The organism is Agrobacterium sp. P15N1-A (assembly GCF_044626815.1).
Taxonomy (GTDB): Bacteria; Pseudomonadota; Alphaproteobacteria; order Rhizobiales; family Rhizobiaceae; genus Agrobacterium; species Agrobacterium leguminum.
This window is the reverse complement of the sequence record NZ_JBIUPF010000001.1, coordinates 208,774-230,865: the sequence shown is the minus strand read 5'-3', so window position 1 is coordinate 230,865 and position 22,092 is coordinate 208,774. Positions and strand designations below refer to the sequence as shown.

The following is a 22,092-nucleotide window of genomic DNA, read 5'->3' as shown; positions in this document are numbered from 1 at the left end:
TCGGTGCTGTTCGCTTCGCGGGGGTTAAACCGGAAAAGGAGTAACAAGGCATGGCATTGCCCGATTTTTCTATGCGCCAGCTTCTGGAAGCTGGTGTTCACTTCGGCCACCAGACGCACCGCTGGAACCCGAAGATGAAGCCGTACATCTTCGGCGACCGTAACAACATCCACATCATCGACCTCGCTCAGACCGTTCCGATGCTGTCGCGCGCCCTTCAGGTCGTGTCCGACACCGTTGCTCGCGGCGGCCGCGTTCTGTTCGTCGGCACCAAGCGCCAGGCGTCCGAAATCATCGCCGATAGCGCAAAGCGTTCGGCCCAGTACTACGTCAACTCCCGCTGGCTCGGCGGCATGATGACCAACTGGAAGACCATCTCCAACTCGATCCAGCGCCTGCGCAAGGTCGACGAGATTCTGAACTCGGAAGCTTCCGGCTACTCCAAGAAGGAACGCCTGAACCTCGAGCGCGAACGCGAAAAGCTTGAAAAGGCTCTCGGCGGTATCCGCGATATGGGCGGCGTTCCGGACCTGATGTTCATCATCGACACCAACAAGGAAAAGATCGCGATCGAAGAAGCCAAGCGCCTTGGCATTCCGGTCGTTGCGATCATCGACAGCAACTGCGACCCGGACCACATCGACTACCCGATCCCGGGTAACGACGATGCTTCGCGCGCCATCTCGCTTTACTGCGACCTGATCGCCCGCGCTGCCATCGACGGTATCGCCCGTCAGCAGGGCGCTTCCGGCCGCGACATCGGCGCTTCGGAAGAAGCTCCGATCGAGCCCGCTCTCGAAGACGAGGCTGGCGCCTGATTTAGGCCCTGTCTGGCGGCGATTTCTTGTCGCCGTCTCCTCGACCAGGATATGACAAGGCCGTCAAAGACCTTCAATGGGTTGACGGCCTTGTTCGTTTCAAGCGCTCCGCCACGTTTTTAGGAAATCGCTGGCGTCCGATGTGGTTGAAACGGAAGGCAGTCTTCATAACGCTGTCACACTTCGGCGGCACCCATCATCTCGATGCATGGAGACGCCGCAGCACTTGGGAATGCGCATGCCCCTTTCCTGAAATCCTCTCCGGTTTCAAAGGGTGTGCGGCCGGGTACAGTCATCACCCAGAACTTCGGCACGGCAAATTCCGCCGGCTGACCGATCGAACCGATAAGAGGCAAACAATGACCGAAATCACAGCCGCAATGGTGAAGGAACTGCGCGAAAAGTCTGGCGCAGGCATGATGGACTGCAAGAAGGCTCTTGCTGAGACCAATGGCGACATGGAAGCGGCGATCGACTGGCTGCGCGCCAAGGGCATCGCAAAGGCCGACAAGAAGTCCGGCCGCACGGCTGCCGAAGGTCTGGTCGGCGTTGCCACCATGGGTCACAAGGCTGTCGTCGTTGAGCTGAACTCCGAAACCGACTTCGTTGCTCGTAACGATGCGTTCCAGGACCTCATCCGCGGTATCGCCCAGGTTGCCCTCACCACCAACGGCACCGTTGACGCTGTTTCCGCTGCCACCTATCCGGCAACCGGCAAGTCCGTTGCCGACAGCATCAAGGACGCAATTGCCACCATCGGTGAGAACATGACGCTCCGCCGCTCGGCAGCGCTCGAAGTTCCGCACGGCGTTGTTGCGACCTACATCCACAACGCCGCCGGCGACGGCATCGGCAAGCTCGGCGTTCTCGTTGCCCTGAAGTCGGAAGGCGACAAGGCCGTTCTGAACTCCATCGGCCGCCAGGTTGCCATGCACATCGCTGCGACCAACCCGCTCGCCATCCGCGCTGAAGAAGTCGACGCCGCCGTTGCCGAGCGCGAGCGCAACGTCTTCATCGAACAGGCCCGCGAATCCGGCAAGCCGGAAGCCATCATCGAAAAGATGGTTGATGGCCGTATGCGCAAGTTCTTCGAAGAAGTCGCCCTTCTGTCGCAGGCTTTCGTCATCAACCCGGACCTGACCGTCGGCGCTGCCGTCAAGGAAGCCGAAAAGGAAGCCGGCGCTTCCATCGAAGTGACGGGCATGGTTCGCCTGCTGCTCGGCGATGGCGTCGAGAAGGAAGAAAGCGATTTCGCAGCCGAAGTCGCAGCTGTCGCCAAGGGCTGATTATATTTACCCAATCTTGGGAAAACGGGAGGGCATCGCGTGACAACGCGGTGCCCTTCGTGTATCCGCGTTTCGGTTACATTTCCGAGGAGTCATGATGTCTTCCAAGCCGATCTACAAACGCGTTCTTCTCAAGGCTTCCGGCGAAGCCCTCATGGGCGATCAGGGTTTCGGTATCGATGTGGCGGTGGCTGACCGCATTGCCTCCGATATCGCCGAGGCGAGGGCGATGGGCGTCGAAGTCGGCGTTGTCGTCGGCGGCGGCAATATTTTCCGCGGCGTTGCCGTGGCCTCCAAGGGCGGCGACCGCGTTACCGGCGACCATATGGGCATGCTGGCGACCGTCATCAACGCGCTGGCGCTCGCAACCTCGCTGCGCAAGCTCAGCATCGATACCGTCGTTCTCTCCGCAATCGCCATGCCTGAAATCTGTGAGAGCTTCTCGCAGCGTGCGGCGCTCCATCATCTCGCGCAGGGGCGTGTGGTGATTTTCGCCGGCGGCACCGGCAACCCCTTCTTCACCACTGATTCTGCCGCGGCCTTGCGCGCTGCGGAAATGGGCGCAGAAGCGATCTTCAAGGGCACGCAGGTGGACGGCATCTATTCCGCCGACCCGAAGAAGGATCCGACGGCGACCCGTTTCGACGAATTGACCCACAGCGAAGTGCTCGGCAAGGGACTGGCGGTCATGGATATCGCCGCCGTTGCGCTTGCCCGCGAAAACCACATTCCGATCATTGTTTTCTCGATCCACGAGAAGGGCGGTTTTGCGCAGATATTGACCGGCGGCGGCCGCAAGACCATCGTGCACGACAAATAATCAAAACGATGCCGCCTCAAGGGGCGATTACGGCCGGCTTGGCCGACAAGATGGAGTATCAAGATGAGTGGTGTTGACCTCAACGATATCAAGCGCCGTATGGACGGCGCCATCAATGCATTCAAGAGCGATATCGCATCGCTGCGCACCGGCCGCGCTTCGGCCAATATTCTCGATCCGGTGACCATCGAGGCTTATGGCTCGCGCGTTCCGCTGAACCAGGTTGCGAATATCACCGTTCCGGAGCCGCGCATGCTCGGCGTCAACATCTGGGACAAGTCGATGGTCAACGCCGTCGACCGTGCGATCCGCGAATCCAATCTCGGCCTCAACCCCATCGTCGACGGCCAGAACCTGCGTATCCCGCTGCCTGAACTCAACGAGGAGCGCCGCAAATCGCTCGTCAAGGTCGCCCATGATTATGCCGAAAAGTCCAAGGTGGCGATTCGCCATGTGCGTCGCGATGGCATGGATGGTCTGAAAAAAGCCGAAAAGGACGGTGACATCGGTCAGGACGAAAGCCGTGGACAGTCGGAAAAGGTTCAGAAAATGACCGATGACACGATTTCGGAAATTGACCGCTTGCTTGCCGAGAAGGAAAAGGAAATCATGCAGGTCTGATATCGTTCGCGATAGACCTGTATTTTATTCGTTTTAATTCCGCGCTGCCCTGTTACTGGATCGATATGCCGACGACGACACGTTCCTCCATACCCGAGCACGTCGCCATCATCATGGATGGCAATGGACGCTGGGCAAAGCAGCGCGGTCTTCCGCGCGTGATGGGGCATCGCCGCGGTGTGGAGGCCGTGCGCGAGACCGTGCGCGCGGCCGGCGATTGCGGAATACGCTATCTCACGCTCTTTGCCTTCTCGTCGGAAAACTGGCGCAGGCCCGAATCCGAGGTGAGCGATCTGATGGGGCTTTTGAAAGCCTTCATCCGGCGCGATCTTGCGGAACTGCACCGCGAAAATGTCCGCGTGCGGATCATCGGCGACCGGCAGGGGTTGAAGCATGACATACGCTCTCTCCTCGAAGAGGCGGAGCAGATGACGGCGGACAATACCAAGCTGACGCTGGTGATCGCCTTCAACTACGGAAGCCGCGACGAGATTGCGCGTGCGACAGCGGCGATTGCGCGCGATGTCGCCGACGGCAGGATTAATGCCGAATCCATTACGCCGGAGATGATTTCGGCCAGACTCGACACGTCGGGTATGCCCGATCCGGATCTCATCATCCGCACCAGCGGCGAAGAGCGCCTGTCAAACTTCCTGCTCTGGCAGGCCGCTTATTCCGAGTTCCTGTTCGTTCCCGAATATTGGCCGGACTTCGACCGCCAGCGATTCTTCTCCGCAATCGAGCAATATGCAACGCGTGACCGCCGTTTCGGTGCACTCACCGAGCAGGTTGCCGTGGCAGGCGCCTGATGAGCCGTGAACTCAGACTGCGGATCGTGTCCGCAATCGTCATGGCGGCGGTCATTCTGGCCGCGACCTGGTATGGCGGCATTCTGTTCCGCATCGTCGCGGGCCTTCTGGCGATCCTTATCTATTATGAATGGTCGACGATTACCCGGCTGTCGGAGACCAATTCGACCGGCAATGCCTGGGGCTGGTTCGCGGTCGCCGTCATCGCCGGCAACACGATATTCGGCGAATCCTCGCTCGATCTGCCGCTCTTATCCGGCTTTACGCTGACGGCGGCGCTGTTTCCGATTTTGCGCGGCAGGAACTGGTGGCTGGTGGGCGGCATTTTTTATGCGGGCCTGAGCGGCATATCGCTGGCGGCCATCCGTGGCGACGAGCTGACGGGCTTCGTGTCCATCCTGTTTATCTTCGCCGTCGTCTGGTCGACGGATATTCTCGCCTATTTCGTCGGACGCGCCATTGGCGGGCCGAAGCTTGCGCCTTCGATCTCGCCCGGCAAGACCTGGTCCGGCGCGATCGGCGGGGCGGTGGCGGCCGTGATCGGCGGCGGCGCGGTGTCCATGGCCTATCACGGCAGGATCAGCGTGTTGGTGCTGGGGCTCGCCCTGATCCTTTCGGTGTTCAGCCAGATCGGCGATCTCTTCGAATCCTTCGTGAAACGGCGTTTCCAGGTCAAGGATTCCAGCCATCTCATTCCGGGCCATGGCGGCTTCATGGACCGTGTCGACGGTCTTGTTTTCGCCTGCTTTACGGTATTCCTCATTGCTTTCGTGCATGCGGCGGCAACCGGTGACGTGCCCGGATCGGGCGGCGGTCTGTTGCCGGGTTTCTGAGCGGCGCGAAAGGTCACGACACAAAGGGCAGATTGTCATGAACACAGTAATGGCGGCGACCGGCTTTCTGACCGGCTATATCGTGCCCTTCATCCTGGTGCTGTCGCTGCTCGTTTTTGTCCATGAAATGGGCCATTATCTGGTCGGTCGCTGGTGCGGCATCCGCTCCACCGCATTCTCCATCGGTTTCGGCCCGGAGCTGATCGGCTTCACCGACAAGCGCGGCACGCGATGGAAGATCTCGGCGATCCCGCTCGGCGGTTACGTCAAGTTCTTCGGCGATGAGGATGCGGCGAGCAAGCCGGATAGTTCCGGCCTGTCGCATATGTCGCTGGAGGAGAGGGCGCAGACGCTTTCCGGCGCAAAGCTGTGGAAAAGAGCGGCCACGGTTGCCGCAGGCCCGATCGCCAATTTCATTCTCGCCATTCTCATCTTCGCGGTGCTCTTCGGCATTTACGGCCGGATGATCGCTGATCCGGTCGTGGCGGAAGTCCGTGAAAACAGCGCGGCTGCGGCCGCGGGCGTGCAGCCCGGCGACCGGCTGGTGGCGATCGATGGCGAAAAAGTGATGACCTTCGAGGATGTCCGCCGGTACGTCGGCATCCGGCCGGGCACCCCGATCACGGTGACGGTCGAAAGGGCGGGCGAGGAGCTGAAGCTGCCGATGGTCCCGACCCGCACCGAAACCACCGACCAATTCGGCAACAAGCTGGAAATGGGCATTATCGGCATCGTCACCGACCAGACCAGCGGCAATTTCCGCCATATCGAATATTCGCCGTCCGAGGCGCTGGTCGAAGGCGTGCGTGAAACGGGTCATGTCATCACCGGTACATTCAACTATATCGGCAATCTCGTGACAGGGCGCATGAATGCCGATCAGCTTGGCGGTCCGGTGCGTGTGGCGCAGGCTTCCGGCCAGATGGCGACGCTCGGCATTTCCGCCGTTATCCAGCTTGCCGCCGTTCTTTCCGTCTCCATAGGTCTTTTGAACCTGATGCCTGTGCCGGTTCTGGACGGCGGGCATCTGGTGTTCTACGCCATCGAGGCCATTCGCGGCAGGCCGCTCGGCGCGGGCGCGCAGGAAGTCGCGTTCCGTATCGGGATGATGATGATTTTGGGTCTTATGGTTTTTGCAACATGGAATGATATCAGCAGCTTGATCGGCTGAGGATTGTGTTTTAACGGTTTTGTTAGTTATTTGTTTACCTTGTTTTTATGCCGAAGTGGCGAATGAGCCACTCTGGAGCACGAAGTAAACAGAATTTAACGTTCGCGCTTGCTTGTAGGGGAAAAGCAGGTAAAACGACGCACATGGCCGGAGTCGGGTTCCGCCCGCTGAGGGACAACGTAAAAAGGTAAGAATTGAAATGAAGGCTGGTTCAAGATTTTTGAACGCTGTGTCGGCGGTTGCTCTGTCTGCCGGTGTTGCTTCGGTTGCGGGCCTTGGCGTGCTTGCCTCTGCTGGCGCTGCAAATGCGGCCGTCATCAGCAGGATCGATGTTCGCGGGGCCGACAGGTCCGGTGCGGACTCCGTGCGTTCCAACATCACCATTGCGCCGGGTAAGAACTTTTCCAATTCGGACATCGATGAATCGGTGAAGCGTCTTTACGCCACCGGTTACTTCTCGAATGTTTCCATGCGCGTTTCCGGCAGCACGCTGGTCGTGACCGTCAATGAGAACCAGCTCGTCAACCAGGTGGTCTTCAACGGTAACCGCAAGATCAAGGACGACAAGCTCGCCGGCGTCGTGCAGACCCAGTCCCTCGGCCCGTTCAATCAGGCCATCGTGACGGCGGATATCGCCCGCATCAAGGAAGCCTACGCCGCCATCGGCCGTAGCGATGTTGAAGTCACCACGCAGACCGTTTCCGTCGGTCAGGGCCGTGTGAACATTGCTTTCGTCATCAATGAAGGCGAACGCACGAAGATCGGACGTATCGATTTCGTCGGCAACAATGCCTATAGCGATGGTCGTCTGGCCGCCGTCATCAATACCAAGAAGTCCAACATGCTGTCGTTCCTGACGCGTAAGGACGTCTACAACGAGGACAAGCTGCGCGCCGACGAAGAGGCGCTGCGCCAGTTCTACTACAACCGCGGTTATGCCGACTTCCGTGTCGTGTCCTCCGAGGCTGTGCTGGACGAGTCCAAGAACGAATACACCATCTCCATCACGGTCGATGAAGGTCAGCGTTACAACTTCGGCAACGTCGCGGTCGAATCGACCGTTCCGGGCGTCGACGGCTCGGAACTTCAGGGCCTCGTGGAAACCCACCAGGGCGGAAGCTACAGCGCCAAGGAAGTGCAGCAGAGCATGGAAGCGATTTCCAAGCGCGTGGCCGGCGAAGGTTATCCCTTTGCCCGCGTAACGCCGCGCGGCGACCGCGACATGGCTGGCAACACCATCGGTGTGACCTATATCGTCGACCAGGGCGAGCGCGCCTATGTCGAGCGTATCGAAATCCGCGGCAACACCCGTACGCGTGACTATGTCATTCGTCGCGAGTTCGATATTTCCGAAGGCGATGCGTTCAACCAAACGGTCATCACGGCTGCAAAGCGCCGTCTCGAAGCGCTCGGCTATTTCTCGAAGGTCAATATTTCGACCGCGGGCGGCAGCGCGCCTGACCGCGTCGTCATCGTTGTCGACGTAGAAGATCAGTCGACGGGTTCGTTCGGTATCGGTGCCGGCTATTCGCAGAACGACGGTGTGCTGCTCGAAGCCTCCATCGAAGAAAAGAACTTCCTTGGTCGCGGCCAGTACATCCGTCTCGCCGCCGGTGCGGGTGAAGATGATGCGCGCAGCTATACGCTGTCCTTCACGGAACCCTATTTCCTCGGATACCGTCTTGCCGCAGGTTTCGACCTGTTCAAGAGCCAGAGCCGCAGCGAAGACTATTATGACTACGACGAGCAGGGCTTCTCGCTGCGCGTTACCGCGCCGATCACCGAGGACCTCTCGACGACGTTCAAGTACACCTACAAGCAGCTCAATTATGACGGTGAGGGCGACTGGGAAACCGGCAGCAACTTGGCCGGGCCCTACAAGGACTTGATCCGTGGCGGTGACTGGACGCAGTCCATCATTTCGAACACGCTGAACTACAATACGCTCGATGACCGCAACATGCCGCGCGAAGGCTGGCAGGCTGCTCTGACGAACGAATTTGCAGGTCTCGGCGGCGATTCCGAATATTACAAGATTTACGCCAAGGCTCGCTTCTTCTACACGCTTTCCGATGAGTACGATGTCATCGGCTCGCTGACCGGCCAGGCCGGCCATGTGCTGCCGACGGGTGACAATCTGCTCGTCTTCGATCAGTTCAAGTTCGGCGGTCGTCAGGTTCGCGGCTTCAAGAACGATGGTATCGGTCCGCGCATCGGTTCCGACTCCATCGGCGGCACGACCTATTTCGCCGCTTCTGCTGAAGTCTCGGCTCCGATGCCTGGCGTTCCGGAAGATTTCGGCCTGCGTCTTGCTGGCTTCGTGGATGCCGGCACGCTCTATGGCAACAAAGTTAAGATCGGTGCTGGGGAAACTCTGCAGGACGACAACTCCATCCGCGCATCTGCCGGTATCGGCGTGATGTGGGCGTCGCCCTTCGGTCCGATCCGCGTCGACTACGCCGTGCCTTTCGCCAAGGAAGACTACGACGAGGAACAGCGTTTCCGGTTTGGCATGTCCAACACTTTCTGATATCGGCAGTCCAGAACTGCAACTTTGAACGTTCTGGAGTTTCCGGCTGATGGAATACAACGCCTTTTTTCCGCCCCACGAGGGACTGCGATTGAAAGATATCGCAGACCGTTTTGGGGCGGAACTGTCTGATGACGCGGCGGGAGAGCGGATCATTCGGTCCGTTGCGCCGGTCTACCGGGCAAAACCCGATCAGCTCTGCTATATTCTTTCGCGCAAGAACCGCGATGAGCTGCAGACCTGCGATGCTGGCGCCGTCATTTGTGACGCCGCACTTGTAGACATGCTTCCGTCTCACACCCCTGCGCTGATATCGAAAAACCCGCACACGCTTTTTGCGCAGGTTGGTGCCTTGCTGCATCCTTCCGCCATGCGGCCTGGTCCGATTGCGCGTATGGAAGCTGAAATTTCCCATGCTGCGCATGTCGATCCATCCGCGAAGCTGGAGGCGGGCGTCATCGTCGAGTCTCTTGCCGTGATTGGAGCTGGCGCCCATATCGGCGCGGGCACTCGGATCGGTCCCGGCGTCATCATCGGGCAGGACGTGCAGATCGGGCGCGATTGCACTATTGCCGGCGGCGCAAGCGTTCTTGCAGCCCTCATCGGCAATAATGTGATTATCCATAACGGCGCGCGCATCGGTCAGGACGGTTTCGGTTATGCGCCCGGTCCGCGCGGCATGCTGAAGATCGTGCAGATCGGCCGGGTCATCATTCAGGACAATGTCGAGATTGGCGCCAACACCACGATCGATCGCGGCACCATGGATGACACGGTCATCGGCGAAGGCACCAAGATCGACAATCAGGTCCAGATCGGCCACAACGTCCGCATCGGCCGCCATTGCGGCATCGTCAGCAAGGTCGGCATTGCGGGCAGCACCCGCATCGGCGACGGTGTGATGATTGGCGGCGCGGCCGGCATCAACGGCCATATCAACATTGGCGACGGCGTACAGATCGCGGCGATGAGCGGCGTTGTGGCGGACGTGCCGGCGGGCGCCCGTTATGGCGGCACGCCCGCGCGTCCGATGAAATATTTCCTGCGCGACATGGCCGAAATTCTGGCACGCGCTGAAGGGCGTGATAAAAAAACAGGAGAGAAAAACAATGACTGAAGAAACGAAGACGGCGCTCGGCGCGGCTGACATTCTGGAAGTCATGAAGCTTCTGCCGCATCGTTACCCATTCCTGCTGATCGACAAGATCATCGAGATCGACGGTAACAACTCGGCGATTGGCATCAAGAACGTGACGGTCAATGAACCGCATTTCACCGGTCACTTCCCGGACCGGCCGATCATGCCGGGCGTTCTGATCGTCGAGGCCATGGCCCAGACGGCAGGCGCGATCTGCGCTCGCAGCCAGGGTGAGGGCGGTCACCTGGTTTACTTCATGACAATCGACAATGCGCGGTTCCGCAAACCCGTAATCCCCGGCGATCGTCTGGAAATCCATGTCGTCAAGCAGCGTCAGCGCGGCAATGTCTTCAAATTCCATTGCGAAGCGAAGGTGGACGGCGCGCTGGTGGCGGAGGCCGATGTCGGCGCCATGATGATCCCCGAGGATCAGCAATGAGCACGATTGCCGCCTCGGCCAGAATTCACCCGAGCGCCGTGATCGAAGACGGCGCGGTGATCGGTGAAAATGTCGTCATTGGTGCGCTGAGTTATGTTGGCGCGAAAGTCACGCTGCATGACGATGTCCAGTTGCACAATCACGCCGTTGTTTCCGGCCTGACCGTGATCGGCCGTGGTTCGGTCGTCCATCCCATGGCGGTCATCGGCGGCACGCCGCAGGCAATTCGCCACGACGGTTCGGAAACAACCCTCGAGATCGGTGAGCGCTGCATCATGCGTGAAGGCGTGACGATGAACGCCGGCAGTTCCGATGGCAGCAGCAAGACCATTATCGGTGACGATAATCTCTTCCTTGCCAATTCGCATGTGGCGCATGATTGCCGCCTCGGCAGCCACATCGTCCTGTCCAACAATGTGATGCTGGCGGGCCATGTCACCATTGAGGACCGCGCTATTCTCGGCGGCGGTTGTGCCGTGCACCAGTTCACCCGCATCGGCCGCCAGGCCTTTATCGGCGGACTTTCGGCGGTCAATTACGATGTCATTCCCTATGGCATGCTGAATGGCAATCCCGGCATTCTCGGCGGCCTGAACGTCGTCGGCATGACCCGTGCCGGCATCGAGCGCGCCGATATCCACAAGGTCAGACGCGTCTACAAGGCGATTTTCGAGGCTGAGGGCACGATCCGCGGCAATGCGGCGGCAATCGACCGTAACGACTATCTGGATTGCCCGCAGGCGCTCGAGATCATCGATTTCATTGGCGCAGGCACCGACCGTGCAATCTCTTCGCCCAACCGGGGCAAGTGAGCCGTGACAGGCGGCGGGCGTCTCGCCATTGTGGCCGGCAGCGGCCAGCTGCCGCTTTATGTGGCGGCCGCCGCCCGTGAGATGGGCGAGAACCCTTTCATCGTGCGCCTGCGCGACGATTCCCGTTTCGACTGGAGCGGTTTCGACAATGCCGTCATCAGTGTCGGCGATGTCGCCGGGCTAGGCCGTCTGCTGCGCGAAAACCGGGTAGACCGTGTCGTGCTGTCCGGTGGTGTGGCGCGGCGGCCGGAATGGCGCGAGATCCGCCCTACAGTCGGCATCCTGCTCAAATTGCCTTCGATTGTCAGGACGCTGCTGTCGAGCGGCGACGACGCCGTTCTGCAGATGGTCATCAAGATCATCGGCACGCTTGGCGCAAAAGTCATCGGCGCTCATGAGATCGCCCCCGGCCTGCTGGCCGCGATAGGCCCCTTCGGTGCGCAAAAACCTGCCGAGGATGATCTGCGCGATATACGCAAGGCGGCTGAAGCCGCGCTCGCACTCGGCAAGCTCGATGTGGGGCAGGGCGCCGTCGCCGTCGGTGGCCGTATCGTCGCGCTGGAAGGCGTCGAGGGCACGGATGCCATGCTGGCGCGCGTCGCGGCATTGCGCGCCGAAGGACGGATATCCCCGCGCCGCAGGGGTGTGCTCGTAAAGCTGTGCAAGCCGCAGCAGGATGTGCGCGCCGACCTGCCGACAATCGGTGTGGAAACGGTGGAGAATGCGCGAAAGGCCGGGCTGGCGGGTATCGCCGTCGAAGCCGGGCGGGCGCTGGTGCTCGATCGCGAGGCGATGTTGAAAGCGGCCGATGAGGCGGGCATATTCGTCTGCGGTATCGATACGTCACTCAGTGGAGACATGATGGGGGAGACTTGATCGGATGACAGCGGCATTAAAAGTGGCGGTCATAGCCGGGGAAGTATCCGGCGATCTTCTGGGTGCGGATCTGATCCGCTCGCTCAAGGCCCAATATACGGGGCCTGTCGAGCTGGTGGGTGTCGGCGGCGAGGCGCTGGAAGCGCAGGGACTGGTTTCCCTGTTCGACTATTCCGAACTCTCCATCATGGGCTTCACGCAGGTTCTGAAAAAACTGCCGAAGCTCATTGCGCGGATCAACCAGACCGCTCAGGCAATCGCCGCCGCAAAGCCCGATATTCTGCTGATTATCGACAGCCCGGATTTCACCCATCGCGTTGCGAAAAAAGTCCGGCGGCAATTGCCGCCTCTGCCGGTCGTCAATTACGTCTGCCCCAGCGTCTGGGCGTGGAAGGAATACCGCGCCACCGCGATGCTCTCCTATGTCGATCACGTGCTGGCTCTGCTGCCCTTCGAGCCGGAAGCCATGCAACGTCTCGGCGGCCCGCCGACCACCTTTGTCGGTCATCGCCTCAGCGTCGATCCCGAGGTGCTGGCGGTACGTCAAAAGCGGGCGGAACGTTCTCTGCCGGCGGATGGCGAACCGAAGTCCATTCTCCTCCTGCCAGGGTCGCGCTCCACTGAAACGACGCGGCTGATGGAGCCGTTTCAGGCGGCGGCGAGAGCTTTTGTGGAGCGCAACGGTCCGACGCGGTTCCTGTTGCCCACCGTGCCGCGTCAGGAAAAACGCATCCGCGAACTGGCTGCGTCATGGCCGGAGGATATCAGGCCCGAAATCGGTATCGATTCCGCTTTCAAATGGAATGCCTTTGCTGAAGCCGATGCGGCCATCGCCGCTTCCGGGACGGTCATTCTGGAACTCGCACTAGCGGGCGTACCGACGATCTCGGTCTACAAGACCGACTGGATTTTCACCATGCTGAGCAAGCGGGTGAAGACCTGGACCGGCGCGCTACCGAACCTGATTGCCGATTACGCCGTCGTGCCGGAATATTTCAATGAGGTGGTAAGGGCAGGTTCGATGCTGCGCTGGGCCGAGCGTCTGTCTTCCGACACCATTGAGCGGCAGGCGATGCTCGAAGGTTATGCGCTCGTGCAGCAGCGTTTGCATACGGATGTGCCTCCGGGCGAAACCGGTGCGCGCATTCTTCTGGATGTCCTGAAGAGCAAAGCTCGTCCCTCGCAATAATCAGATAAGCCCTTCTCCCACGAGCTGCCGTCCTGCTGCCGATGCAGGCAGGCGAGGGCGCGATTTTACTGCATTTGATCGTTAGCGCGGCAAACGGCCGACCGTCAGACGGCTCCCGGCCCATAAATTTTCGTCTGGCACACCTCTTGCTTTCAATCTTGTATGCAAGATAGCCATACATCAGAAAGCGCCCAGAGCGCGGTGGAAGACGCCATCATCTCCGGCATCCTTTCCGCGCGCATCCGTCCGGGAACCCGCCTCAGCGAGAACCAGCTCGCCAGCCTTTTCAGCGTGTCACGTACGCGCATTCGCGAAGCGATGATGCGGCTGGAGACGCGCGGCATCGTCACCGTCAGTCCGCGCCGCGGCTGGTTCGTGGTGGAGCCTTCCGCCGAAGAATCCATCAAGGTCTATGAAGCACGGCGCATCATCGAATATGGCCTCCTGCGCAATCTTTCCGGCGTCAGCGCCGAAGGTATCGCCATCCTCGCTGATCATCTCGATGAGGAGAAGGCGGCGATTGCCAAAGGCGATCGCCAGCGCCTGACCTGCCTGATGGGCGATTTCCACATTCGCATCGCTGAAATCGCCGGCAACGACATCATCGTCGAAACGCTGCGCGACCTGACAGCCAGAACCATCCTCATCTCCATGCTCTATCAGTCCGATTTCCATGCGCAGCAATCGCATGACGGACATTGCCGCATCTTCGAAGCGATCAAGGCTGCCGATTTCCATGGCGCCGCCGAACTCGCCATCCGCCATCTCGATGAAGTCGAAACCGGTCTCGACCTCACCCGCAGGCCGGACCCGCTCTACGAGCTTCGCAATTCCCTTTCACTTCAGCCTCTTTCCCCAAGCCACAAGGAGTAATTCCCAATGATTTCCAGACGTTCATTGCTTGCCATCGCCGCGATTTCCGCAACGCTCGGTTTTTCGCCCGCAGCCTTTGCAGATGCGCTCGGTGATATCACCTCCCGCGGCACGATCCGCGTTGCCGTCCCGCAGGATTTCCCGCCCTTCGGCAGCGTCGGCACGGATATGGCCCCGCAGGGCTATGATATCGACGTCGCTAATCTGATCGGCGAGAAGCTGGGCGTGAAGGTCGAACTCGTGCCGGTAACCAGCGCCAACCGCGTTCCCTATCTGCAGACCAACAAGGTCGATCTCGTCATTTCGAGCCTCGGCAAGAACCCGGACCGTGAAAAGGTCATCGACTTCTCCACCGCCTATGCGCCTTTCTTCAACGGCGTGTTCGCTCCGGATTCGGTTGCCGTGGCCAAAGCGGAAGATTTGTCCGGCAAGACCATCGGTGTCACCCGTGGCGCCGTCGAGGATCTGGAGCTGACGAAGGTGGCGCCTGCCGATACGACGATCAAGCGTTATGAGGACAATAACGGCACGATCTCCGCCTTCCTCGCCGGTCAGGTGGAAGCCGTGGCCACGGGTAACGTCGTGGCCGCCGCCATTCTCGCCAAGAACCCGCCAAAGCGCCCCGAGCTGAAGTTCCTGATCAAGAATTCGCCCTGCTATATCGGCTTGAACAAGGAACAGCCGGCGCTGCTGGAGAAGGTCAACACCATCATCGCCACCGCAAAGACCGATGGTTCGCTGAACACGATCGCGCAGAAATGGTTGAAAACCGACCTGCCCAAGGATCTCTGAGCAACCCGGCAAAATACATGCCCCGGCCTCGCCTTAAGGCGGGACCGGCGCATGGTTTGTCCTCGCCGAAAGGAAGCATCGGGTGAAATACACATTCGATTTTGAATGGCTTCTCGACTATTATCCGCAGATCGCCAAGGGCATCGCCGTTACGCTGGAATTGATTGCCATCGGCGGCGTTCTCGGCATCGCACTCGGCATTGTCTGCGCCTGGGTGCGCGCGCTCGGGCCCAAATGGCTGCGGCCGCCAGTCGCGACCTATGTGGAGCTCATTCGCAATACGCCATTCCTCATACAATTGTTTTTTATCTTTTTCGGCCTGCCGTCGCTTGGCCTGCAATTGTCGGAACTGACCGCCGCCAACATCGCCATGGTGGTCAATCTCGGGGCCTATAGTTGCGAAATCATCCGCGCGGGTATTCAGGCAACGCCGAAGGGACAGTTCGAGGCGGGGGCAAGCCTTGCCATGACCCGTTTCGAAACCTTCCGGCATGTGGTGCTGGTGCCCTCACTGCAACGAATATGGCCGGCGCTTTCCTCTCAGGTGGTGATCGTCATGCTCGGCTCGTCGGTCGTATCGCAGATTGCCGCCGAAGATTTGACTTTCGCGGCCAATTTCATCCAGTCGCGCACCTTCCGCGCCTTCGAGGCCTATATGGTCTCCACCGTCATCTATCTCGTGCTCGCCGTCCTTCTCCGGCAGGTGCTGGTCATGGGCGGCAACCTCATATTTCCGCGCAGGAGTGTCCGATGATCGAATTCTCCACCTGGGATATTCTCAGAAACCTGCTGCTCGCCACGCGCTGGACGGTGTTGCTCTCGCTCGTCTCCTTTGCGGGTGGCGGCATGGTGGCGCTGCTTCTGCTGTTCATGCGCATTTCCCGGAAAAAATCGATGCGGGCTTTCGCACGCTATTATGTCGAGCTTTTTCAGGGCACGCCGCTTTTGATGCAGCTCTTCATCGCCTTTTTTGGCCTCGGCCTGTTCGGCATCGATGTGCCGGCCTGGCTGGCGGCGGGCCTGACGCTGATCCTGTGGGCAGCTGCCTTCCTCACCGAAATTTGGCGCGGCTGTGTCGAATCCGTCGCGAAAGGCCAGTGGGAGGCATCGGCAAGCCTTGCCATGGGACGCCTGCAGCAGATGCGTTACGTCATCCTGCCGCAGGCCATGCGGGTCGCCATTCCGCCAACCGTCGGTTTCTTCGTGCAGGTCATCAAGGGAACGGCCGTGACCTCGATCATCGGTTTCGTGGAACTGTCCAAGGCCGGCACGGTCGTCACCAACGCCACCTTCCAGCCCTTCACCGTTTATGGCCTCGTCGCCCTCATCTATTTCGCGCTGTGCTGGCCGCTGTCCAAGAGCAGCCAGATCCTCGAAAGGAAGCTCAATGTCGCTCATCGAAATCACTGAAGTCCGCAAAAGCTATGGCAGCAACGAGGTTCTGAAGGGCATCAACCTCGATGTGGAGCCCGGTGAGGTTATCGCCATCATCGGCAAGAGTGGATCCGGCAAATCGACCCTGCTTCGCTGCATCAACGGGCTGGAGACTATTTCGGCCGGTTCCATATCGGTCGCAGGCGCGCAGCTTCTCGAAGACGATCTGCATCTGAAAGCCCTGCGGCTGAAGGTCGGCATGATCTTCCAGCAGTTCAACCTCTTCCCGCACCAGACCGTCGGCGGCAACGTCATGCTGTCGCAGACCGTGGTGAAGAAGACCCCAAAGCCGGAAGCTGAAGCCGTAGCCCGCAAGATGCTGGAACGTGTCGGGCTGGTGCATAAGTTCGATGCCTATCCCGATGAATTGTCCGGCGGCCAGCAGCAGCGCGTCGCCATTGCCCGTGCGCTTGCCATGCAGCCGATCGCGCTGCTCTGCGATGAGATCACCTCGGCTCTCGATCCCGAACTGGTTGCGGAAGTGCTGGCTGTCGTTCGTGAACTCGCCGCTGAAGGCATGACGCTCCTGATGGTGACGCATGAAATGAAATTTGCGCGCGACGTCTGCTCCCGCGTCGTTTTCATGCATGAGGGCAGGGTACATGAAATTGGCCCGCCGGAAGAGGTGTTTTCCAATCCCGCGACACCCGAACTCAAGCAGTTCCTGGGCGTTGCGGCACGCCACTGAGAACTATTCCGACGCCCAACAAAAAAGGCCGGCGGGTGAAAACCCGCCGGCCTTTGATCTTATAGGGTTTCGCGGCTTAGCGCTTGGAAACCGGAACGTAGTCGCGCTTGCCGGCGCCCGTATAGAGCTGGCGCGGACGGCCGATGCGCTGCTGCGGATCTTCGATCATTTCGTTCCACTGTGCGATCCAGCCGACGGTGCGGGCAAGAGCGAAGAGAACGGTGAACATGGTCGTGGGGAAGCCGAGCGCTTTCAGCGTGATGCCCGAATAGAAGTCGACATTCGGATAAAGCTTCTTTTCGACGAAGTAGGGGTCGGAAAGGGCGATCTTTTCCAGCTCCAGCGCGACCTGCATGATCGGATCGTCGGAGTTGCCGGTGGCTTCCAGCACTTCGTACATCGTCTTCTGCATGATCTTGGCGCGCGGGTCGTAGTTCTTGTAGACGCGGTGACCAAAGCCCATCAGGCGGAACGGGTCGTTCTTGTCCTTGGCGCGGGCGATATATTCCGGAATGCGATCAACCGTGCCGATTTCGTTGAGCATGTTGAGCGCCGCTTCGTTGGCGCCGCCGTGAGCCGGGCCCCAGAGGCAGGCAATGCCAGCCGCGATACAGGCGAACGGGTTCGCACCCGAAGAACCGGCAAGACGCACCGTGGAGGTGGAAGCGTTCTGCTCGTGATCGGCATGCAGGATGAAGATGCGGTCCATGGCGCGGGCCAGAACCGGGTCGACCTTGTAATCCTCGCAGGGCACGGCAAAGCACATGTGCAGGAAGTTGGAGGCGTAATCGAGGTCGTTCTTCGGGTAAACGAAGGGCTGGCCGATATGGTACTTGTACGCCATGGCGGCGATCGTCGGCATCTTGGCGATCATGCGCAGCGAAGCGACCATGCGCTGGTGCGGATCGGTAATGTCGGTCGAGTCGTGATAGAAGGCAGAGAGGGCGCCTACCGTGCCGCACATGACGGCCATCGGATGCGCATCGCGACGGTAGCCGGTGAAGAAGCGGCTCATCTGCTCATGCACCATGGTGTGGCGCGTGACGCGGGTGTCGAAGTCCTTCTTCTGAGCCGCGGTCGGCAGTTCGCCGTAAAGCAGCAGATAGCAGGTTTCCAGGAAGTCGCCCTGTTCGGCGAGCTGCTCGATGGGGAAGCCACGATGCAGCAGAACGCCCTCGTCACCGTCGATATAGGTGATCTTGGATTCGCAGGAGGCTGTCGACGTGAAACCCGGGTCATAAGTGAAAGAGCCCGTGTGCTTGTACAGCGTGGCGATATCGACGACGCTTGGTCCGATCGTGCCTTCCCTGACCGGGAGTTCGACCTGCTTTTCGCCAAGTGTCACTGTAGCGCTTTTTTCCGTCATACTGATCCTCCGAAAACATGCGGGTGGGGGCGTTGAGACACGCCCCGCGGTTAAGCGTCTACCGATTAGCTATATGATCCTTGCGCAGATGCCAAGCTATCCAAAGGTCAAATTGTGCATTGCGGCAAACGCAATTGCCTTGCTTTCGTCTTTCCCGGCGATGGCAATTCAATCTCAGTCAACGCAGGGTTAAAGGAAAGGATTGCAATCCCTCGCATCCGCCTGCAAACCTGTTCCCGGTGCGGCAGGGGCGCGGCGCGGATTGCTCGGTCAAGGGGAAAAACAGCATTTCAGATATGCCGAAACGATGCAGGGCGATTTGCCCGGCACGGCGGAAATCCTTTATCCGCTTCGCAGAACCGGCGATATCGCGACATATGATACGCCCGCCCTTGCCGGCAAGCCGAACCTGCGAACTGTCGCCTCTCAAAAAATCGCCGCATGCTTTGCCGAGGAGCGCGCATTCGGTCACGATTTTCTTTTCGTTCCGGTTTTCATCGGCGGCGGTGCGATCCTCTGGTTTTCCCTCGACACCTCGTCTTCATTCTCCGTTCTGGCGATCACATGTCTCATCGCCGCCGGTCTGGCGTTATTCGCGAAATATCGCTCGGGCTTCGCAGCGACGGCCTGCGGCATTTTTGCGCTGCTTTTGCTGGGCATGCTTTTCGCCAGCGTCGAAACGTGGCGTGCGGGAACGGTGGTGCTGGATACGCCCGTTACCACCACCATTACCGGCACGGTGACACGCCGCGAGGTGGATGCGCGCGGGGACTGGCGATATGTGGTGCAACTCACCGCGACGGAAGCGCCGGCATTGTCACGCCCGCCGGGCAAGGTCTCGCTCCTGTCACGCGGGGGAGGCGAGCCCGCCGCACTCGGCGCGACCATTCGTGGCAAGGCGCGGCTCTCGCCGCCATCCGGCCCGGCCTTGCCGGGGCTCAATGATTTCGCCTTCGCCTCCTATTTCAGGGGCATAGGCGCGACCGGATTCTTCTATAAGCCGCCACAGACGCTCACTTCACCCGGCATTGACGCTAAGACGGACTGGCTGGAATGGGCCGACATGCGGCTCTATGGCCTTCGCACCGCCATTGCCGAACGCATCCGCAACACCATCGGTGGCGATGCGGGAGCCTTCGCCGCCTCCATCGTCACCGATGAGAGACAGGCCATATCCGCCGAAACGATGGAAGCGTTGCGGCTCTCCGGCCTTGCCCATATCGTCGCCATATCCGGGCTCAACATGGCGCTGGCGTCGGGCATATTCTTCGTGGGGCTGAGGCTTGCCTTCAGTCTTTTTCCGGCATTTGCGCAGCGCTGGCCCGTGAAGAAGATTTCGGCTTTCGCCGCACTCCTGATGACGCTTGCCTATTACCTGATTTCAGGCTTCGCAGTTTCGGCTGAACGCGCCTGGCTGATGATGTCGGTGATGCTGATCGCGGTGCTGTTCGATCAACCCTCGCTCAGCCTCAGGAATGTCGCGCTTTCCGCTTTGGTCATTCTCGCTTTTTCGCCTTCGGAAATCATGGGCCCGAGCTTTCAGATGTCTTTTGCCGCGACCATCGCGCTCGTCGCCTCCTTTGCGGCCTGGAGCCGCTGGCGTGTCGACCGCGAGCGTCTGTTCATCGGGCGCAAACCGGCATGGATGACGGTGGCGCAAACGGCGGGCGCCATCATCGGCGGCGTCATCACGACGTCGCTGATCGGCGGTCTTTCGACGGCGATCTATTCGGTCGAGCATTTTCAGCGTGTCACCACCTATGGACTTTTCGCCAATCTGGCTGCCATGCCGCTGATGTCGCTGATTGTCATGCCTTTCGGCCTTGTCGCCATGCTGCTGATGCCTTTCGGGCTCGACGCACCATTCCTGAAGGTCATGGGATACGGCATGGCCCTCGTCATCGAGGTTGCGCAGGAGGTGGCGTCCTGGGGCGGAAGCGCTGCGACGGGCCGGCCACACGGGTGGTTTCTGGGGCTCGCCTCGGCCGGTTTTCTGCTGCTGACATTGCTGCGCAGCCGGCTTGCGCTTCTGGGCATGCCGCTTCTGCTCCTCGCCTTCGGCCTGTCGTCCGCCACGGCCTATCGCGATCCGCCCGACCTGCTTGTTCACGAGGATGGCGAGCTTGTGGCGCTGCTGGAGGACGGCAAAGCCTATACGACGAAGGCCCAGCCGCAGGGTTTCGTTTATGGCCAGTGGCAAAGGGCGCTGCTTTTGCCGGAACAGCCTGTGCCGCCAGTCTTTCTAAAGACGGAGGCCACGGCAAAAACCGTGGCTTTGGCCCCGAAGGCGAAGCTTGATCCGCAGGAGATGAGCGCGGTTGCACGGCAGATGACAGCGGCCCTGAGAGACGCCGAGCCCGGTGTTTTCACCTGCAGCAAAGGCATATGGTGCGTTGCGCGCGCGGGAAGCGGCGAATGGATCATCGTTCTGGAAGACGGCCGCTTTGCCGGAAAGGCTTGCGATATTGCCGATATCGTTATCGTCTCCCGCAGAACGTCCTTTTCCCAATGCCGTTCGGGCGCGCTTCTGCTGAACCGCGATATCTTGCGACGGATCGGTTCGCTGGAAATGGACTTCGCCGGCAGCGATCAGGCAGGGGCGATCGGCAGGCTGCGCGCCGCAATCGCCGGCATGGACAGGCCCTGGAGCGAACATCGCTATTACGACTGGAAAAGCGGCCGTTTCGATCACGACGTGCCTGATGCCGTCATGCGGTTGCTGGCGGCATCGCAATAAAGTGCCGCCAGCATGGGTCGTCAGGCCTTGATGCGCAGATCCGCGGTCAATTCGCCGATCCCGCTAATTTCCTCTTCATGCGCCGCATCGCGCCAGACTTCCTTCAGCCCGGCCTCGTACCATTCGCGCATGGCGGGAAGGGAAAGCAGTCGGTCGCAATAGGCTTTCGCCGCAGGCGAAAGTTCCGCGCCATAGGTCTGGAAACGAAATGCCACCGGGCAGAAGAAGGCATCGACCGCCGTAAATTTCTGGCCGGCAAGAAAAGGCCCGCCGAATTTCGCGAGGCCTTCGCTCCACAGCGTATCGATGCGCTTTATATCGGCCACAAGCCCGGTATCGCCACCCTTCGGTTTTACGCGAATACCGACGGACATCGGGTAGAGATTGCGCAGCGAGGAAAAGCCCGCATGCATTTCGCTCGCCGCCGACCGTGACCAGGCCCGTGCCTGCTTGTCGCTCGCCCAGACGCCCTGGTGTCTTTCCGCCAGATATTCGGCGATCGACAGCGATTCCCAAACCGTCACGCCCTCATCGACAAGGCAGGGCACCTTGCCGGTCGGCGAGAAGGTGGAGAAGGAAACGCCTTCGCCGAACGGAACGAGTTTTTCATCGAAGGCGATGCCGAGCGTGCGCATCAATACCCAGGGCCGCAGCGACCATGAGGAGTAGTTCTTGTTGGCGATATAAAGATCGTACATGACGTGTTTCCCCGATATGACGCGCATTTCTATACCGGCGGATGGGCCTTGGAATATTGCAAATAATCCATGGCTCCCATAAGCCGCATTGATGAATGGGAAGGTGAGGAAAGGGAGAAAGAAGCAAACCCGCGTCACCGCCCGCAGACGAGAGCGAAACTC

At 59.9% G+C, this 22,092-nt stretch carries 21 protein-coding genes; 19 read left to right on the top strand and 2 right to left on the bottom strand.

What is annotated here, in order from left to right; all coding sequences use genetic code 11:
• Positions 1 to 50 precede the first annotated feature (50 nt).
• From rpsB to ACIK7D_RS01040, 18 genes are all read left to right on the top strand, one after another.
• On the top strand, positions 51 to 818 hold the full coding sequence (gene rpsB / locus ACIK7D_RS01125; RefSeq protein ID WP_003496241.1) for a 30S ribosomal protein S2: 768 nt from the start codon (positions 51 to 53) through the stop codon (positions 816 to 818).
• 359 nt (positions 819 to 1,177) lie between these two features.
• On the top strand, positions 1,178 to 2,104 hold the full coding sequence (gene tsf / locus ACIK7D_RS01120) for a translation elongation factor Ts (protein WP_003521408.1): 927 nt from the start codon (positions 1,178 to 1,180) through the stop codon (positions 2,102 to 2,104).
• A gap of 97 nt (positions 2,105 to 2,201) precedes the next feature.
• Positions 2,202 to 2,924, top strand: coding sequence for a UMP kinase (gene pyrH / locus ACIK7D_RS01115; RefSeq protein WP_003502561.1), 723 nt, complete (start codon positions 2,202 to 2,204; stop codon positions 2,922 to 2,924).
• Positions 2,925 to 2,987: 63 nt separating this feature from the next.
• Positions 2,988 to 3,545 (top strand): ribosome recycling factor, encoded by a 558-nt coding sequence (gene frr / locus ACIK7D_RS01110; protein ID WP_003521407.1) that lies wholly within the window; start codon positions 2,988 to 2,990, stop codon positions 3,543 to 3,545.
• A 65-nt stretch (positions 3,546 to 3,610) separates the two neighbouring features.
• On the top strand, positions 3,611 to 4,354 hold the full coding sequence (locus ACIK7D_RS01105; protein ID WP_127756093.1) for an isoprenyl transferase: 744 nt from the start codon (positions 3,611 to 3,613) through the stop codon (positions 4,352 to 4,354).
• A complete protein-coding gene (locus tag ACIK7D_RS01100; protein WP_003521405.1) occupies positions 4,354 to 5,187 on the top strand; it encodes a phosphatidate cytidylyltransferase in 834 nt (277 codons plus the stop codon). Before ACIK7D_RS01105 ends, ACIK7D_RS01100 begins: the two co-directional genes overlap by 1 nt.
• Positions 5,188 to 5,236: 49 nt before the next feature.
• Positions 5,237 to 6,358, top strand: coding sequence for an RIP metalloprotease RseP (rseP, locus tag ACIK7D_RS01095; RefSeq protein ID WP_170985874.1), 1,122 nt, complete (start codon positions 5,237 to 5,239; stop codon positions 6,356 to 6,358).
• Positions 6,359 to 6,557: 199 nt separating this feature from the next.
• The gene (gene bamA, locus ACIK7D_RS01090; protein ID WP_400155440.1) at positions 6,558 to 8,888 is read left to right on the top strand and encodes an outer membrane protein assembly factor BamA; all 2,331 of its coding nucleotides are present in this window, start codon (positions 6,558 to 6,560) and stop codon (positions 8,886 to 8,888) included.
• Positions 8,889 to 8,937: 49 nt separating this feature from the next.
• Positions 8,938 to 10,005 (top strand): UDP-3-O-(3-hydroxymyristoyl)glucosamine N-acyltransferase, encoded by a 1,068-nt coding sequence (gene lpxD, locus ACIK7D_RS01085; RefSeq protein ID WP_003521402.1) that lies wholly within the window; start codon positions 8,938 to 8,940, stop codon positions 10,003 to 10,005.
• Positions 9,998 to 10,465: a 3-hydroxyacyl-ACP dehydratase FabZ gene (gene fabZ, locus ACIK7D_RS01080; protein ID WP_003521400.1), complete on the top strand. Its 468-nt coding sequence runs from the start codon at positions 9,998 to 10,000 to the stop codon at positions 10,463 to 10,465. The genes lpxD and fabZ overlap by 8 nt, the downstream gene beginning before the upstream one ends.
• Complete coding sequence (gene lpxA, locus ACIK7D_RS01075) at positions 10,462 to 11,277, top strand: acyl-ACP--UDP-N-acetylglucosamine O-acyltransferase (protein ID WP_080817118.1); 816 nt, start codon at positions 10,462 to 10,464, stop codon at positions 11,275 to 11,277. Before fabZ ends, lpxA begins: the two co-directional genes overlap by 4 nt.
• 3 nt (positions 11,278 to 11,280) lie before the next feature.
• On the top strand, positions 11,281 to 12,153 hold the full coding sequence (locus ACIK7D_RS01070; RefSeq protein WP_400155439.1) for an LpxI family protein: 873 nt from the start codon (positions 11,281 to 11,283) through the stop codon (positions 12,151 to 12,153).
• Between the two features lie 4 nt (positions 12,154 to 12,157).
• Positions 12,158 to 13,342: a lipid-A-disaccharide synthase gene (gene lpxB / locus ACIK7D_RS01065; protein WP_400155438.1), complete on the top strand. Its 1,185-nt coding sequence runs from the start codon at positions 12,158 to 12,160 to the stop codon at positions 13,340 to 13,342.
• Positions 13,343 to 13,504: 162 nt separating this feature from the next.
• Positions 13,505 to 14,215 carry a GntR family transcriptional regulator gene (locus tag ACIK7D_RS01060; RefSeq protein WP_400155437.1) on the top strand — a complete coding sequence of 237 codons (711 nt, stop codon included), beginning with the start codon at positions 13,505 to 13,507 and terminating at the stop codon, positions 14,213 to 14,215.
• Positions 14,216 to 14,221: 6 nt separating this feature from the next.
• Positions 14,222 to 15,007 (top strand): transporter substrate-binding domain-containing protein, encoded by a 786-nt coding sequence (locus ACIK7D_RS01055; RefSeq protein WP_400155436.1) that lies wholly within the window; start codon positions 14,222 to 14,224, stop codon positions 15,005 to 15,007.
• A gap of 82 nt (positions 15,008 to 15,089) precedes the next feature.
• Positions 15,090 to 15,761, top strand: a complete 672-nt coding sequence (locus ACIK7D_RS01050) for an amino acid ABC transporter permease (RefSeq protein WP_400155435.1) — start codon at positions 15,090 to 15,092, stop codon at positions 15,759 to 15,761.
• Complete coding sequence (locus tag ACIK7D_RS01045) at positions 15,758 to 16,417, top strand: amino acid ABC transporter permease (protein ID WP_080817113.1); 660 nt, start codon at positions 15,758 to 15,760, stop codon at positions 16,415 to 16,417. Before ACIK7D_RS01050 ends, ACIK7D_RS01045 begins: the two co-directional genes overlap by 4 nt.
• On the top strand, positions 16,395 to 17,129 hold the full coding sequence (locus tag ACIK7D_RS01040; RefSeq protein WP_137003444.1) for an amino acid ABC transporter ATP-binding protein: 735 nt from the start codon (positions 16,395 to 16,397) through the stop codon (positions 17,127 to 17,129). Before ACIK7D_RS01045 ends, ACIK7D_RS01040 begins: the two co-directional genes overlap by 23 nt.
• Before the next feature lie 76 nt (positions 17,130 to 17,205).
• Here ACIK7D_RS01040 and gltA read toward each other — a convergent pair whose 3' ends face one another.
• Positions 17,206 to 18,495, bottom strand: a complete 1,290-nt coding sequence (gene gltA / locus ACIK7D_RS01035; protein ID WP_003502585.1) for a citrate synthase — start codon at positions 18,493 to 18,495, stop codon at positions 17,206 to 17,208.
• Between the two features lie 307 nt (positions 18,496 to 18,802).
• On the opposite strand from gltA, the gene ACIK7D_RS01030 reads away from it, so the two are divergent.
• Positions 18,803 to 21,232 carry a ComEC/Rec2 family competence protein gene (locus tag ACIK7D_RS01030; protein WP_400155996.1) on the top strand — a complete coding sequence of 810 codons (2,430 nt, stop codon included), beginning with the start codon at positions 18,803 to 18,805 and terminating at the stop codon, positions 21,230 to 21,232.
• A gap of 20 nt (positions 21,233 to 21,252) precedes the next feature.
• On the opposite strand, the gene ACIK7D_RS01025 is transcribed toward ACIK7D_RS01030, so the two are convergent.
• Positions 21,253 to 21,930, bottom strand: a complete 678-nt coding sequence (locus tag ACIK7D_RS01025) for a glutathione S-transferase family protein (protein WP_400155434.1) — start codon at positions 21,928 to 21,930, stop codon at positions 21,253 to 21,255.
• Positions 21,931 to 22,092 lie beyond the last annotated feature (162 nt).